Raw genomic sequence first — 15875 nt, 5'->3', positions numbered from 1 at the left:
TTTCTGAGGACAAGATACGTATTCTTTAACTGAAAAGGAAGATCTTTTATCTTCTGCATACGATAGTCATGAATTCGCTTCGTTGAGTTACCACAGCATGGGCATATATGCGGTTTTGGAGTTGTCTCAATAAAAATATTTACACAAGTATCTGAATGTGTAATTTTAAATATTTTAATATCTTCTAAATTTAATAATAATCTGATATAATTAGGTTGCATGTATTTGCACCTCCGAGTGATGTTTGTGAGACTGACGCTTGGAGGTTTTTCTTTTATTATAAAATAAAATGTTAGAGTATACGAGTTTTTTCGTACACCCCAACACTTATTATAGAACCAAAAAAGGTAACTAGTTAAATCTAGTTACCTTTTTTCAAGCCTATCATTAAGTTCTGATTTTGTAAGTCGTAAATCCAAGATAACCTCACTCTCATCTTGTCCACAATCCCTCAAGAAAGTATAGCAGGAGACTCATCTCATTATAAGTACAAATCCAATACCCCCGTATGTTCAAGTAGAATTTTAAGCCCAATACAGACTAACACAATACCTCCTACCAATTCTGCCTTTGATTTATATTTTACTCCAAAAATATTCCCTATCCTAACTCCAACCATAGATAAGATAAAAGTAACCGTACCAATAAATGTAACAGAGTGAATCACATCTACTTTAAGAAAAGCTAAAGTAATACCAACGGCTAAAGCGTCTATACTTGTACTAAAAGCAAGAATCACCATGTTTTTAAAACCAAGATCCCCGCTGGGACATCCTTCATTTGCTCTGGATTCCTTTATCATATTAACACCGATAAAAGCCAGTAAGAAAAAGGCAAACCAATGATCAATGGAAGTGATTATATCTCTAAACTGCACTCCAAGGAAGTAGCCGATTAAAGGCATACCTGCCTGGAATATCCCAAAATATAATCCTACCGTCAAAGCTTTTTTAAGGGTGACTTTCTGCATGGATAACCCTTTACAAATAGCAACAGCAAAAGCATCCATGGAAACAGCTACAGCGATGAGAAATAACTCCAGTAAACTCATTATAAAAACTCCTTTAGTATATTAATTTTAGTACAAAAAAAGACCAATCTGCAGTCCTTTCCCGCAGATAAGTCTCATTATACCAACAATTTAAAAAATTGAAGTTTATAAAGCCAGATGTGAAACATCAGTATGTTGACTTTATCACACAAATATTGTGCTAATTACTCCCTTATCTTTTGCTAGTATACTTGGTGAATAAGGTTTTGTCAAGGTTTTGATAGCTATTGATCATAATGGGTATATTATCTAAAAAATAAAGTTCACATACCTATAGCAATATGGTATAATATAGAAGAGAACAATAACCATTTGTGTGTCCATGTATTATATGCATGAACCTTGCCTGAAATTGAAGAATGGAGTGATCATATGAGTAAAATTATAACCATTAGCAGACAGTACGGAAGCGGAGGAAGAGAAATAGGTAAAAAGCTTGCAGATAGCCTGAGCATTCCTTTCTACGATAACGAATTAATTGCCAGAGCAGTAAAAGAAAGTGGTTTTGCAGCAGCAGCATTTGAGAATGCAGAAAGAAAAGCAACCAACAGCTTACTCTATTCTATCGCCATGGGATTAAATGCTTATGGCAGCCAGGAACTTGGTTTCAATCATCTTTCCTTAGATGACAGAATATATCTTGTTCAATCCGATGTAATACGTAAAGTTGCACAGGAAGGACCTTGTGTTATAGTGGGAAGATGTGCTGATTATATATTAAAAGACATGCCGGATGTGGTAAATATATTTATATGGGCCGGTTTGGAATTTAGGAAAAAGAGAGCAATGGAACTGGATCATCTTCCAAAAGATAAAATAGAAGAAGAAATCCGCAGAATTGACAAAAGGAGAGCTAATTATTATAATTATCATGCCAACGAAAAATGGGGAAAAGCAGAGAACTATCACTTATCCCTCCGCAGTGATTATATCGGGATAGATAATTGTGTGGAATGTATTAAGAATTATATTGAGCATAGGCTCTGATATTAAAAAACCAACTAGGTAATTATGATATGAAAGAGTCATTTCATAATTACCTAGAATATTATAGGGAGATAAAAAATGAATGAAGCTGAATAAAAAACAAAATGAAAAATATACTTTAATTTCCATCTACGTAATCATAACGGCTATGATTATTTATAGCTTAAGTTTGGTAGCTAAAAGCGCACCGGCAATCTTTCAATATATTATGGATAAGCTGTCCTGGCTGGTGAGAGTTGCAAGACCAATAGTAATAGCATTTGTATTTGCATATATTTTTGATCCGGTAATTGAATTCTTTGAGAAGAATTACGAAAAGGTAAAGATAGGAAGAAAAGGAAAGGAAAGGCACCTAAAGTCTTCCAGAACATTAGCGGTATTAACTACAATTTTCCTTATTATATTCTTGTTATCCGGGATAATATCTTTATTGGTATTTAGTGTAACTGATCAAATCCGTTTTGCTAACTTTGATGATCTTATTATATTAGCTGAATCCTACAAGAAGAATATTAATGATTTCTATAATTCTGTTCTAACTCAATTAAATAAATTAGATATTCAATCCGAACAAGTATCAGACTATGTAAGACTTGTTTCCACAAAGTTATTAGATGGATTAAAAGTCATGGCAAGTTCTCTGGTATCCTCTATTAGTAATATATCATCCTACTTAACTACATTTATTTTCTCCACTATTATCGGTATATATTTTATGATCGATGGAGCTATGATTAAGAAATTTGTTAAAAAAGTAGGTGAAGCCTTACTAAGTGAAAAAGCAAATAAAAGAATCAGTAGATTTATAAAAGATGCAGACCAGGTATTTAGCGGCTATATCAGAGGACAATTAACAGATGCTGTGTTCATGATGATATTAATTAGTTTAACCTTATCTGTTGTTGGGGTAAAGTTTGCTTTTATAATAGGTATAATAGCGGGAATTGGCAATTTAGTACCTTATCTTGGTCCTTTCATCGCATACATTGGTACTGCAATCGTATGTCTTATTAACGGACAATACAGAGAACTGCTAATTGCCGTTATTGCCCTGTTCATTGTCCAAACCTTAGATGGAAATGTAATACAGCCGAAGTTCCTCAGTCAAAGTATACAAATACATCCGGTATTGGTAATCATATCCTTAATATTTGGTAATGCAATCGGCGGTTTGTTTGGTATGCTATTGGCAGTTCCGGTAGGTGCATTAATTAAATTATTATTTGTCAGATATATAGATTACAGATTGGAAAAGAAGAAAGAAGAAAAGGAAGAAGGAGAAGTGGAAAAAGAAGAAAAAAACCAGATGGCAAAAAAGATATAAAAATTTAAATAGTATAACACTCAAAGTTTACATTGGAATGTCATACTATAAAATGTGACAGAATATGCTATTAATTCAGAAATTCTTAAGAAAATATATAGTCTTTATTTAAGATTTTTAGAGTAGGATTATTTAGAAACCAAGGAATAATTTAGGAGGTGGAGCAAGAGTGCAAAACCAGGTCGAAACTGTAATTCAGGTTAAGAATGTAAAGAAGATATACAGAATGGGAACGGAAAAAATATTTGCGGTAGATGATGTTAGCTTTGATATTTTAAAAGGTGAATTCTGTTGCTTACTTGGAACATCCGGTTCAGGTAAATCAACTTTACTAAATCTAATGGCCGGCATTGAGAAACTATCAGCCGGTCAGATTATTATAAAGGGGAAGAAAATACATCGTATGAATGAAAGTAGCTTAGCAAGATTCAGGCAACGCTACTTAGGATTTGTCTTTCAATCCTATAATCTGATTAATTCTATGACTGCATTGGAGAATGTGGAGTTCCCCCTGGTGTTTAAAAGGGTAAAGGCGAAGAAAAGAAAATCCATGGCAAAGGACGTACTCACAAAGGTTGGTCTGGAAAACCGTATGGCTCATAAACCTAAGGAAATGAGCGGCGGTCAGCAGCAAAGAGTTGGTATTGCCAGGGCTTTTGTTGCGAAACCGGAGATTGTATTTGCAGACGAACCTACAGGTAATCTGGATACCAAAACCACTATGGAGGTCATGGGTCTGATACGGAATATAGCCAAAGAGAACAATCAGACCATTGTAATGGTAACCCATGACAAGCGTTTAGCAGAATTTGCAGACAAGATTATACATATATTGGACGGTAAAATTCAGAATATTGAAATCAGACGGGATGTTTCTAAGAGTGAAAATGAAGTTCTGGAACAGAACTCGGAGGGGATGGATAGTAAGCCGGATATCAGCCCAGATACGGAAAGCAGTATTAATTCAAAAAGTGATACAGAAACGAAAAATAATGCAGAGTCAAAAAGCAATAAAGAGGCAATAAGCAATACGGAAGGTAATGAAGAAACAAAAAGCGATACAGATTCAAAAAGTAATACAACTGCGAAAAGTAGTAAAACTGCTAAAAGCAGTAAAGGTGCGAAAAGCAGTTCAGGTAGGAAAAATAGCGTAGATACAAAAAGCAATGTGGATATCAAGAGAAGTAAAGATACGGGAAGTAAAATAGATAAAAAGGATAATACTGATACAGAATTGGACATAAAGATTAATTTAGATGATATCTTTGATATGAATGAAAAAATTGTGTATCCGGAGAAAGTTGATACTGAGACACCGTTAACAGAGGACAACACTGGCCCGATGTCAGATATTGCATCTACGAAAGAATAAAGATGCATATACATAAAAATAGAGGACGGAATCAGAGTGGACTTGAGGAAAAACGAGATATAAATAAAGCTAATTAAAAAGGAAGAAGAGGGATTAAGAATGAAAAAAGCAAGAAAAATATTAATGCTAATTGTGATATTTGCTTTAATTATCAGCAATTTATCGGGAACTTCATTATCTGTGAAAGCAGCTACGACATCTTTAAGTTTTAGTGGAGAAGTTAAAGATATTGTAGGTATTCCTGGTAAAACGGTTCATGTTAAACTGCCGGTTAGAGCGATAGGAGGTTATATATCAGAACCAAGAATTTCAGTAAATACAAAAGATGCGCCTTTTTCTGCTGAAAATATAACGTTAAGTGCAGAGGGTTATTCAACTAGCAATCCGCCCCAGGGTATATATGCTGCTACTACTTACATAGAATTTGATTTAAAGGTAAAAGAGACTGCAAAGATTGGAACTTATCCATTAAAAATCGATGTTAAATTTATGGATTATAGCGATGAAGAAGAGAAGATGAAGGAAATTACACTCCAGGTTCCAAGCCTTGATGTGGTCATTTCAGAAGAAAAGGAACCCATACAGTTAACCGTTGATAATGTTGTATTTGATAATGCTATTATAGGAAATGATACGGAATTATCTTTTGTTATAAAGAATGAAGGTGAAGTGACGGCTCTGAATACACGTTTTAGTGTAGAAGGGTATGAGGCAGCAGGTATATCTCCTAAATATTCCAAGTTAAATCAGGAAGCAGGTTATAATGGAAAACTGTCTGCAGGAGAATCCTATCAGGTAAAACTACCGGTAAGGATTTTATCAACTGCAACAGCCGGTTCAAAAACATTGACCATTAATATGACTTCAAAAGATATAGATGGCGCTGAAGCACCAAAGGTCGAAAATAAAATCTATATTAATATTGATGAAAACAGTAATGCACCAAAAATCGAAATAGACAGTACCAAACATGCAGGCGAATTAAAAGCTGGAAGTACTTTTAACTTGGTAACTACTTTGCGTAACACAGGTGCATCTGAAGCAAAAGATATTGAAGTTGAAATCGAAGGACTGGGAGTTGAAAGTTTTCTTCCCAATTACACCACAAAAACAGTAAAAATAGGAAATTTAAAACAAAATAAAAAAATTGATGCAAAAGTTCCTTTGATTGTTTCAAAAGAAGCAAAAGGAGGATTAAAAACAGTTACAGTTAAGATTTCTTATAAAGATAATAAAGGAAATTCTTATACAGCTACGAATGTTTTATATCTGGAGGTAACAGCAGCAGACGGAGTGTCTTCTGAAGGTAAGCCTAATATAGTAATCAGTAATGTAACTCAAAGCCCCAACTCACCAAATGCAGGCGGAAGAGTAGATATAACATTTGATCTGATAAATAAAAGCAAAATTGATATTCATGAAATAAAAATAGTAGCTACCAATCTGTCAAATACGAATTTTAGTCCTGTTAATTCTGACCCTTATCAATACCTTGAAAAGTTAGAAGGCGGAAAAAAAGCAAGGATTACCATGCCATTGTTGGTTTCCAATGAAGCAGCAGAAGGTGTACATACATTAGAAATAAAATGTGAATATAAAGATAACAGTGGAACACCCCAGTCAGATCCTGCAACTATTTATGTTTTAGATGTACAAAATAATGGTGCAGCCAGTAAGCCAAAGTTAATCATTAGTAATTTTACAACAGACATAGAAGAATTAAGAGCCGGAAGTACATTTAATTTCTTATTTGATATCTACAATACCCATTCTAATGTGGATGCTAAGAATATCAAGGTAACGGTATCACAGGCAGAGAATGTATTTTCAGTAACCAAAGGCAGTAATACTTTCTATATTGACAGAATATCTGCTGGAGAAACCAAACAGAATTCTATTGAATTAAAAGTAAAGTCAGATGCTGTTACTAAGGCATATCCCTTAGAAATTAAATTTGAATATGAGTATGCCGGAGCGGAAGCTAATCCAACTACCGGTGAAATTGGTGAAAAAGTAACAGAGACCATTAATTTGCAGGCTGTGGAAAATTCAAGGCCGGTTGTAAACAACATCTATGTAGGTTCTTGGGGAACTCCAACAGTCAACCAGCCTACAGCAGTTACCTTTGAATTTTATAACATGGGTAAATCTACTCTGAACAATGTATATGCTACCGTAGAAGGAGATTATACTTTGACCACCGGAAATATGTATTATATTGGAAATGTACAGTCCGGTGCCTCTGAATATGTAGAAATGGAAATCATACCAACACTGGAGGGAACTGCAAAAGGCAATCTTGTAATTAGTTTCGAAGACAGTAATGGTGAAGAAGTAAAAGTTACCAAAGAATTTGAATCTGTTGTTCAAGGAGAATTTGTTCCTGAGTTCCCGGGAGGTGAGGGAACAGGCGGAGAGTTTCCAATGGAGAATCCTGTGAAGGAACCAATCCTTCCAATCTGGTTGTTTGTAATTATTCAAGCTGCGGTTTTAGTGGTAGTTATACCAGTAACCAGAAAAATCGTATTGAGTTTACATTTAAGGAAATTAAGGAAAAAAGAAGACTTGGAATTAGGTGAATAGTGAGAAAATCAAGAATTTTCACAAAGTGAATGGTAAACAATTCACCTTGTAAATATTGTGCTGATGCCCAGATTCTCGGTGTTCGGCAGAATAAAGATTAATATTAAGACCGGAAGGGAGAACGATTATGAAAGTATTAATAGATCAGGATATGAATGTACAAGTACTTCTGGATACAGCCAATTCCTTTAATAATTCAATCATCAGCGCAAGTGCAGATATAAGTGTTGATGGAATGGAAGGCGGCTTTATAGAAGGGGATATGGGAGGTGATATGGGAGGAATGAAAACGAAGGATCCCCTGCTTTCCAGCTGGGTATTTGTAGTAGGAATTACTGCCGTATCATTAGCTGTATCAATAGGAATAGGCATACTGTTAGCAAAGAGAAAAATCAAAAAAGGACTTGAGCTGTATGAAAATTAGTGACTTATTTATCATGGGTCTAAGAAATTTAAGCAGACGTAAAGCAAGAACCGCTTTAACGGTAATTGGTGTAATCATTGGTACTATTTCTATTGTGGTTATGGTTTCTATTGGTGTGGGCATGAATAAGAATTACGAATCTCAGGTTATGGAACTGGGCAGTCTGACAACCATTACAGTGGAGAGGCATGCCCCAATCTTGGATAAGGATGGCAATTATGTAGACATGAAGGAACAGTCAATGGATGACACTCTTGTTGAAAAAATTAAAGGAATAAAGCATGTAAGAGCAGTATCTCCGGTTATCAGCAAAAGTGCCATGTTATCCAGTGGAAAGTACGAGAATTACATACAAATTATGGCTATGGACAGCAGTACCTATGCTGATTTTGATTTTCCGGCTTTAACCAGCGGAAGTTATCCAACAGATGAAAATAATAAAGTCTTGGTATTAGGTGCAGAAATTCCTAATAATTTTTACGATCCCAGATCAAGAAGGTGGGAACCGACTACCGTAGATATGGATAAAGATAAAGTAATATTTCGCTTTGGATACGAATATATGCCGGAGGAAAGTAAAAAGCAATTTTCCCTGACAGTAACAGATTATTCTATTATGGAAAAAACAGACAACTGGCAATTTGACGGAGTTGTTTATATGGATATTGGTTATTTTGAAAGTCTTTATAAAAAGTATGCCAGTTCCTTAAAAACAGAAGATCGTAAAAAAGCGTTGAAATCCTTAGAGACCTATGAACGTATACAAATATCAGTGGATAATGTAAAGAACTTAGATAAAGTTCAAAATGAAATTAAAGAAATGGGATACCAGCCTACAAGTTTAGGTACCTTCTTAAAGCCAATGCAGGAAACCTCTAAAATGCTTCAAATGGTTTTAGGTGGAATCGGTGCCATTTCTATGTTGGTTTCCGCCATTAATATAGCAAACACAATGGTTATGTCTATTTATGAACGGACGAAAGAAATCGGTATTATGAAGGTATTGGGCTGTTTTATTAAGGACATAAAGAAATTGTTTTTATTTGAGGCTGGAATCATAGGACTTATGGGAGGAGTTATAGGAATCATCTTAAGTTACATAACCTCATGGGGAATCAATAAGTTTGGTCAGCCTTTATTTAAATCATTATTTTCAGGAAATTACATGTATAACATGGATAATACTAAATTTTCAGTCATTCCATTATGGCTGCCATTTGTAGCAGCGGGAATTGCAATTGTTATCGGTTTAGTTTCAGGCTACTATCCTGCACGAAGAGCAACTAAAATAAGTGCAATTGAAGCTATGAAGACGGATGGATAATGGCGAACTATATATGCTTAGGCTATATAGGATATTGGGACCTTTGAAAGTATGGGATGAAACAGGTATCCCATACTTTCAAAGGTTAAATTAGTTTTATAGGGCAATTCAATCTGACAAGAATTATATGAAATTAGAAGATTCCATATACAGGATAAATGGAGAGTTTAAATTGAAAAATATAAAGGGAAAAAAATTAAAGTTTAATTTAAAAGAATTTATTAGTACGTATATTAGATGCTTGGCACTTATCATGGTAATAACGGTTATTCCTAATTTAATAAATAAGGTTGAAATAGCAGTAACTTATTTAATGGCGGGAATATTTATTGGTGCATTAATAATAACTGTAATAGTGCTAAAATTTAGAAGAAGGTGGAAAGAAATTGGGTAAAAGCGTTTTCAAATCGTAGCTATTGCGATATTTCTTCAAACACCAAAGACAAAAAGACCCTAAAAATAAGTTTAGCTTTTTGGGGAAATGTGATATAATCGGATTAATGGTGTTATATAAAAGGAAAGGATGAACAAGCAATGATTTGTAAAATGTGCGGTAGAAACACGGAAAATGAGAATGCTAATTTCTGTGAATACTGTGGAAATTCATTTCGTGAGAATGGTTCTGCAATAACGGATTATAATTCCGGTATAAATCAAACTACGTATAATAATCAAGGAATTCAAGAGCAAGATAAAGAAAAACCGATTTCCTTTGGCAATTGGCTATTATCTATGTTGGTACCGTTTATTCCCTTTGTAGGTATATTTGCATATCCGGTACTGCTGTTAGTTTGGGCTTTTAGCAATGATACTCCTCCTTCTAAAAAGAACTGGGCCAGAGCAAGTCTGATTATAATTTTAATCGGTATAGTAATATTTGTTATATTTTTTGCATCTGCTATGAGTATGATTATGAACGGAGATTTTGCAGGTTATATGAAAGAATTCTATAATATTGAGGAATTCTATTAATAATAGGATAGAAGCTGCTAAAAAACTGTCATTCTGAGGATTAATTAATTGCCAAATATTAGAGGAGAAATCTTATTATTAAAAGAAGCGATTCCTGACTTATATTTAGCAATTGAATTTACACTTAGAATGACAGTTTTTTATTTGAAAAATCCCTATTAATGCTTATGATACCTACTTTAGTATAGTCTCAATAGCTCTTAATTCATCCTGGGTAAAGTTTAAGTTCTTTAAAGTATCAATATTCTCAAGTATTTGGGAAGGCTTGCTGGCACCAATTAATGCAGAGGTAACTTTTCCGCCCCGCAGTACCCATGCCAATGCCATCTGAGCCATTGTCTGTCCACGGTCTTTGGCGATTTGCTCAAGCTTTCTTACCTTATCAATGTCAGATTCACTTATGGATTCTGAAGTAAGGGAAGCGGTTCTGGAGTCTGCTGCACGAGAATCTGCCGGTATCCCATGAATATATTTATTGGTAAGAAGACCTTGTGCCAATGGACAAAAAGCAATACTTCCAACACCATTTTTACTAAGTACATCTTGTAATCCATCTTCAATCCAACGGTCAAACATATTATATAATGGCTGGTGTATAAGGAGAGGGGTTCCTAAGTCTTTTAATATTCGGATAGCTTCTTTGCTTTGTTCAGCGCTATAACTTGATATACCAATATAAAGTGCTTTTCCGGAACGAACAATCTGATGGAGAGCCATCATGGTTTCTTCTAGCGGTGTTTCCGGATCCGGCCTATGGGAATAAAAGATATCTACATAATCTACGCCTAATCTTTTCAGACTTTGATCCAAACTGGATATTAAATATTTCTTGCTTCCCCATTCACCATATGGACCCGGCCACATATAATAACCGGCTTTGGATGAAATAACAATTTCATCACGATAGGGTTTCATTTCATTCTTTAAGATCCTTCCAAAGTTTTCTTCTGCTGAACCGGGTATTGGTCCGTAATTATTGGCAAGGTCAAAATGTGTGATTCCATGATCAAAAGCCGTTGTGATCATGTCTACCATATTGTCGTATATGTTGGAAGAACCAAAATTGTGCCATAAACCCAGCGATAAAGCAGGAAGTTTAAGGCCGCTTTTACCGCAACGGTTGTATACCATACTTTCGTAACGTTTTTCATTGGCTGAATACATAGAGCACCTCTTTCTTACTTATTTAAATTAGTCCATTTATAACTTATGAATGAAAGGATGGAGTTGTAAATTATGTAAATCCATCAATCACAGCCTAAATGAATCTATTTATAATTCTATCATATATCGTAAAGCAGATTACTGCAATAGAATTAGGAGTAAAAATATAATTTAACAGGGTTTGTTTTTGCTGTATTATTTAGTATAGAATCTGCCCGTTTTTTTGATTTATAATTCCCTTAAGAGGATTTGCAACCCTTGACATACGCTGGTACATAGATTATATTATTACCTATGATAACCAATATCTACAGCAAAAAAATAGTATGATTTTTATCACAATATCAGCTCATTATTTATGTGAAAGCTGTATGATATTTAGATAAATAAAGAAAGCAGGAAAAAAACATGAGCAGAATAAGAACTCGTTATGCACCAAGTCCAACAGGAAGAATGCATGTTGGTAACCTAAGAACCGCACTGTATGAATATTTAATTGCTAAACATGAGGGCGGAGATTTTATTCTAAGAATTGAAGATACGGACCAGGAAAGACTTGTAGAAGGCGCTACGGAAATCATTTATAGAACTCTGGAAAAGACCGGATTGATACACGATGAAGGACCGGACAAAGATGGGGGATGCGGCCCATATGTGCAAAGTGAGCGTCAAAAGGAAGGTATCTATTTAAAATATGCAAAAGAATTAGTAGAAAAGGGAGAGGCTTATTACTGTTTCTGTACCAAGGAAAGATTAGAATCTCTAAAAAGTGTAGTTTCTGAAGAAGATGATAAAGAAATCATAAAATATGATAAGCACTGTTTGAATTTATCAAAGGAAGAAGTAGAAGCAAATCTTGCTGCAGGCATGCCTTATGTAATTAGACAGAATAATCCTACGGAAGGTACTACCACATTCCATGATGCAATTTATGGTGATATTACAGTTGATAACGAAGAACTGGATGATATGATATTAATAAAATCTGACGGTTTTCCTACCTATAATTTTGCCAATGTAGTTGACGATCATTTAATGAGTATAACTCATGTGGTTCGTGGAAATGAATATTTATCTTCCTCACCAAAGTATACAAGACTCTACCAAGCCTTTGGGTGGGAAGAACCGATTTACGTACATTGTCCTTTGATCACCAATGAAGAGCATAAGAAGCTGTCAAAACGTAGCGGACACTCTTCTTTCGAAGACTTGTTGGAGCAGGGATTTGTAACGGAAGCCATTGTTAATTTTATCGCTCTACTTGGATGGAGTTCCTCCAGTAATGAAGAAATCTTCTCCTTGGAAGACTTAATAAAAGAATTCGATTATCATCATATTAATAAAGCACCGGCTGTTTTTGATATGAATAAATTAAGATGGATGAATAGTGAATATATTAAGAAAATGGACAATGAAAAATATTATGAAATGGCCATTCCTTACATCAAAGAAGCCATCCAAAAGGATTTAGATCTATACAAAATAGCAGATTTGGTAAAATCCAGAATAGAAACTTTCCTGGATATCAAAGATATGATAGATTTCTTTGAAGAATTACCAGATTACGATACAGCAATGTATGCACATAAAAAGATGAAGACGAATGAAGAAATATCTTTAGAAGTTCTAAAGGAACAATTACCATTATTAGAAGCCTTGGAAGATTACTCTATTCCGGCTATTGAAGAAGTTGTTATGAATTATATCGGACAAAAAGGCATTAAGAATGGTACCGGATTATGGCCTCTTAGAACTGCAGTATCCGGTAAACAGTCAACACCAGGCGGTGCATATGAAATCATGAATATTATCGGTAAGGAAGAAAGCATTCGCCGTATCAAAATTGCTATAGATAGATTAAGCAATCTTTAATGCCTATGGATATAAATGAATCACAAATAAAAGCAATAAATCATAATAAAGGGCCCATGCTGGTATTAGCAGGGCCCGGCTCCGGAAAAACTCTTGTGATTACAAGAAGAACTGCCAAGTTGATTGAAGAGTACGGAGTGAATCCTCATAATATCTTAGTAATTACATTTACAAAGGCAGCAGCAGAGGAGATGAAAGAACGGTTTTGCCGGCTGACTTCCGGCAAATGCAATGGAGTAAACTTTGGAACTTTTCATGCTGTGTTTTTTACAATTCTAAAATATGCCTATCGCTTTCAAGCGTCTAATATTATCCGTGAAGAACAAAAATACCAATATATGAGAGATATTATAGAACAGAATAATTTAGAGATTGAAGACGAAAAAGATTTTATTTCCGGTATATTCTCTGAGATTAGTTTGGTCAAAGGGGAAGGACTGGACTTAGAACATTATTATTCCATTAACTGTTCGGAAGAGGTCTTTAAGAAAATATATACAGCATATGATAATAAGCTTCGAAGAGCTAATTTGTTAGATTTTGATGATATGCTTATTATGTGCTATGAACTGTTAAAAGAAAGATCTGATATTTTAAGCCTATGGCAGAAGAAGTTTCAATATATCTTAATTGACGAATTCCAGGATATTAACAGAGTACAATATGAAATTGTAAGACTTCTTGCAATACCGGAAAATAATTTGTTTATTGTAGGTGATGATGACCAGTCCATCTATCGTTTTCGTGGGGCTAAACCTGAAATTATGTTGAACTTTCAGAATGATTATCCAAAGGCCAAAAAGATATTGCTGGATACTAATTACCGGTCATCAGCTAATATTGTAAGTAAAGCAGCATCTTTAGTGAAAAATAATACCAAAAGATTCCCTAAGGACATAAAAGCAGTTAAGCCATATGGGCAGGATGTGGTTATAAAAACCTTTAAAGAACTGAAAGAACAAAACAGTATGGTAGTAGCAAATATATTGCAGTATTATAAACTGGGGATGCCTTTTTCCAATATGGCGGTATTATTTCGAACCAATACCGGTCCTAGGGCCTTAATCGAAAAGATGATGGAATATAACGTTCCTTTTCAAATGAAGGATATGGTTCCAAACATTTATGACCATTGGATTGCTGCCAATATTATAGCTTATATTAAAATAGCAATGGGAAACAGGGAAAGGGGATTGTTTCTACAGATTGCTAACCGTCCCAAAAGGTATCTGAACAGAGAATGTTTTGATGGGCCCTATGTGGAATTTGCAAAGTTAAGAGAATATTACAGAGATAAGGATTGGATGATAGACCGAATTGATAAACTGGAATATGATATCCATCTGTTAAAAACTATGAGTCCATTTGCAGCCATCAATTATATTCGAAAAGGAATCGGCTATGAGGAATATTTATCCGAATATGCAGACTACCGGAGGATAAAAGGGGATGAGTTAATGGACACCCTAAATGAACTGCAAGAAGCTGCAAAACCATATAAAAGCTATGAAGAATGGTTTGAGCATATTGAAGAATATAAAGCTGAATTAAAGGAACAAGCTGTTAATAGGCAGAACAAAGACAGAGACAGTGTAACTATGGCAACCATGCATAGCTCAAAAGGACTGGAATATGAGGCAGTTTTTATCGTGGATGCCAACGAAGGCATTACTCCCCATCGGAAAGCGGTGGTTGATGCAGATTTGGAAGAAGAGAGAAGACTGTTTTATGTAGCCATGACTCGTGCCAAAGAATATCTTCACATATATTCTGTAAAAGAACGTTATAATAAAGAGCTGGCCTGTTCCAGATTCGTTGGAGAAATCCTGTTAGACAAAGAAAAATTAATCCCCGGAACAAAAGTTGATCATAAAACTTACGGAGTGGGTGAAATCAAAGAAAACAGACAAGGCAGATTGGTAATTTATTTTGAACGTTTAAAGAAAGAGAGAACTTTAGACTTAGAATTTTGTGTTCAGAACATGCTTCTGACCATTATATAAAATCATAATATAAAATAGAATTATAGTTAAAAATAAACGGGGAATGTCATCCAAATTGAAAAAGAGGTATAAAGTACTTAGAAAATATGAGCGAAAGTGGTTTACCGCCTTTCGCTCGATTTGTTGCTACACCGCAGGGACAGACGGACTTGTCATACGGCGGTACGTAGTACCGTTCATTTTACGTTAACAAGTACGGCCGGTTCTGCTACCTGTTGCGTCAAATGCTCATTTATCCTGTAACAAATGTATCAATCAGCCATAAATTGTTATCTGTTCTTTTCATTGTAACATAAAATGATGTTTCAGATTCACCATACAGTGCTGATGCTTTCGTTGTTTCCATTTCAATGTCAACAAAAATCCTATATTCATATTCGTTCAAAATCTCTGGTTCTTCTGCAATATGTATTGCTTTCGCCCATATCATACCAAAAACATCGTCGCCATGAAAATATGTATTGATACATTTCTCTGTACAGTATATTTTCATGCTCTCATAGTCGGCTTTTTCAAAAGCAGTAAAGAAACTCTTAATAATTTCAACGGGCCCAATAACTGCCGCTTCGGAATTGCTAAGGTTATTATTATCCCCAACATCTGAACTATTGTTTTTACAGGCAATTAATCCCGTAAGCAAGCCAAGTATACATACAATTATAAGCAACCGCTTCATTTTTTATTTTCTCCTTCCCATTATATAAACTTCGTCGTATTAGCTTTCATAGTGATTAGAATTATACCACACTTCTCACTATGCCATGCACACAACTTTGTAAACTTTATAAAGAGCCTTAAT

The 15875-nt window shown here is 34.7% G+C and carries 13 protein-coding genes and 1 pseudogene; 10 read left to right on the top strand and 4 right to left on the bottom strand.

The window, feature by feature from the left end:
- Both BM183_RS04805 and BM183_RS04800 read right to left on the bottom strand, forming a co-directional pair.
- The coding region (locus BM183_RS04805) for a transposase family protein (protein WP_139221479.1) at positions 1–221 on the bottom strand (221 nt) is incomplete at its 3' end.
- 260 nt (positions 222–481) lie between these two features.
- Positions 482–1051, bottom strand: coding sequence for a manganese efflux pump MntP (locus BM183_RS04800; protein WP_091684841.1), 570 nt, complete (start codon positions 1049–1051; stop codon positions 482–484).
- Positions 1052–1423: 372 nt separating this feature from the next.
- On the opposite strand from BM183_RS04800, the gene BM183_RS04795 reads away from it, so the two are divergent.
- From BM183_RS04795 to BM183_RS04760, 8 genes and pseudogenes are all read left to right on the top strand, one after another.
- Complete coding sequence (locus BM183_RS04795; protein WP_091684840.1) at positions 1424–2038, top strand: cytidylate kinase-like family protein; 615 nt, start codon at positions 1424–1426, stop codon at positions 2036–2038.
- A gap of 82 nt (positions 2039–2120) precedes the next feature.
- Positions 2121–3362, top strand: coding sequence for an AI-2E family transporter (locus BM183_RS04790; protein WP_091684838.1), 1242 nt, complete (start codon positions 2121–2123; stop codon positions 3360–3362).
- Positions 3363–3588: 226 nt separating this feature from the next.
- Positions 3589–4221, top strand: a pseudogene (locus tag BM183_RS21460) (ABC transporter ATP-binding protein); the annotation flags it as partial.
- A 612-nt stretch (positions 4222–4833) separates the two neighbouring features.
- Complete coding sequence (locus tag BM183_RS04780) at positions 4834–7317, top strand: COG1361 S-layer family protein (RefSeq protein ID WP_091684837.1); 2484 nt, start codon at positions 4834–4836, stop codon at positions 7315–7317.
- A gap of 127 nt (positions 7318–7444) precedes the next feature.
- Complete coding sequence (locus BM183_RS04775) at positions 7445–7741, top strand: hypothetical protein (protein ID WP_091684835.1); 297 nt, start codon at positions 7445–7447, stop codon at positions 7739–7741.
- Positions 7731–9065: an ABC transporter permease gene (locus BM183_RS04770; protein WP_091684834.1), complete on the top strand. Its 1335-nt coding sequence runs from the start codon at positions 7731–7733 to the stop codon at positions 9063–9065. The genes BM183_RS04775 and BM183_RS04770 overlap by 11 nt, the downstream gene beginning before the upstream one ends.
- Before the next feature lie 127 nt (positions 9066–9192).
- Positions 9193–9459, top strand: coding sequence for a hypothetical protein (locus tag BM183_RS04765; protein WP_091684832.1), 267 nt, complete (start codon positions 9193–9195; stop codon positions 9457–9459).
- A 140-nt stretch (positions 9460–9599) separates the two neighbouring features.
- On the top strand, positions 9600–10037 hold the full coding sequence (locus BM183_RS04760) for a hypothetical protein (RefSeq protein ID WP_091684830.1): 438 nt from the start codon (positions 9600–9602) through the stop codon (positions 10035–10037).
- A gap of 174 nt (positions 10038–10211) precedes the next feature.
- Here BM183_RS04760 and mgrA read toward each other — a convergent pair whose 3' ends face one another.
- On the bottom strand, positions 10212–11201 hold the full coding sequence (gene mgrA / locus BM183_RS04755) for an L-glyceraldehyde 3-phosphate reductase (RefSeq protein WP_091684829.1): 990 nt from the start codon (positions 11199–11201) through the stop codon (positions 10212–10214).
- Positions 11202–11609: 408 nt separating this feature from the next.
- On the opposite strand from mgrA, the gene gltX reads away from it, so the two are divergent.
- Positions 11610–13073: a glutamate--tRNA ligase gene (gltX, locus tag BM183_RS04750; RefSeq protein ID WP_091684827.1), complete on the top strand. Its 1464-nt coding sequence runs from the start codon at positions 11610–11612 to the stop codon at positions 13071–13073.
- A gap of 5 nt (positions 13074–13078) precedes the next feature.
- On the top strand, positions 13079–15076 hold the full coding sequence (locus BM183_RS04745) for an ATP-dependent helicase (RefSeq protein WP_091684860.1): 1998 nt from the start codon (positions 13079–13081) through the stop codon (positions 15074–15076).
- A gap of 232 nt (positions 15077–15308) precedes the next feature.
- On the opposite strand, the gene BM183_RS04740 is transcribed toward BM183_RS04745, so the two are convergent.
- Complete coding sequence (locus tag BM183_RS04740; protein WP_091684826.1) at positions 15309–15752, bottom strand: hypothetical protein; 444 nt, start codon at positions 15750–15752, stop codon at positions 15309–15311.
- Between the last annotated feature and the right edge of the window lie 123 nt (positions 15753–15875).

Origin of the sequence: Anaerocolumna aminovalerica, assembly GCF_900115365.1 — a bacterium.
GTDB lineage: Bacteria > Bacillota > Clostridia > Lachnospirales > Lachnospiraceae > Anaerocolumna > Anaerocolumna aminovalerica.
The sequence above is the reverse complement of the archived record's forward strand: the minus strand, read 5'-3'. Positions and strand labels throughout refer to the sequence as shown.

What these genes read in the sequence shown, in the direction of transcription:
- BM183_RS04800 (WP_091684841.1), bottom strand. Translation starts at nt 1,051, where the DNA reads ATGAGTTTACTGGAGTTATTTCTCATCGCTGTAGCTGTTTCCATGGAT.
- BM183_RS04795 (WP_091684840.1), top strand. Translation starts at nt 1,424, where the DNA reads ATGAGTAAAATTATAACCATTAGCAGACAGTACGGAAGCGGAGGAAGA.
- BM183_RS04790 (WP_091684838.1), top strand. Translation starts at nt 2,121, where the DNA reads ATGAAGCTGAATAAAAAACAAAATGAAAAATATACTTTAATTTCCATC.
- BM183_RS04780 (WP_091684837.1), top strand. Translation starts at nt 4,834, where the DNA reads ATGAAAAAAGCAAGAAAAATATTAATGCTAATTGTGATATTTGCTTTA.
- BM183_RS04775 (WP_091684835.1), top strand. Translation starts at nt 7,445, where the DNA reads ATGAAAGTATTAATAGATCAGGATATGAATGTACAAGTACTTCTGGAT.
- BM183_RS04770 (WP_091684834.1), top strand. Translation starts at nt 7,731, where the DNA reads ATGAAAATTAGTGACTTATTTATCATGGGTCTAAGAAATTTAAGCAGA.
- BM183_RS04765 (WP_091684832.1), top strand. Translation starts at nt 9,193, where the DNA reads ATGAAATTAGAAGATTCCATATACAGGATAAATGGAGAGTTTAAATTG.
- BM183_RS04760 (WP_091684830.1), top strand. Translation starts at nt 9,600, where the DNA reads ATGATTTGTAAAATGTGCGGTAGAAACACGGAAAATGAGAATGCTAAT.
- mgrA (WP_091684829.1), bottom strand. Translation starts at nt 11,201, where the DNA reads ATGTATTCAGCCAATGAAAAACGTTACGAAAGTATGGTATACAACCGT.
- gltX (WP_091684827.1), top strand. Translation starts at nt 11,610, where the DNA reads ATGAGCAGAATAAGAACTCGTTATGCACCAAGTCCAACAGGAAGAATG.
- BM183_RS04745 (WP_091684860.1), top strand. Translation starts at nt 13,079, where the DNA reads ATGGATATAAATGAATCACAAATAAAAGCAATAAATCATAATAAAGGG.
- BM183_RS04740 (WP_091684826.1), bottom strand. Translation starts at nt 15,752, where the DNA reads ATGAAGCGGTTGCTTATAATTGTATGTATACTTGGCTTGCTTACGGGA.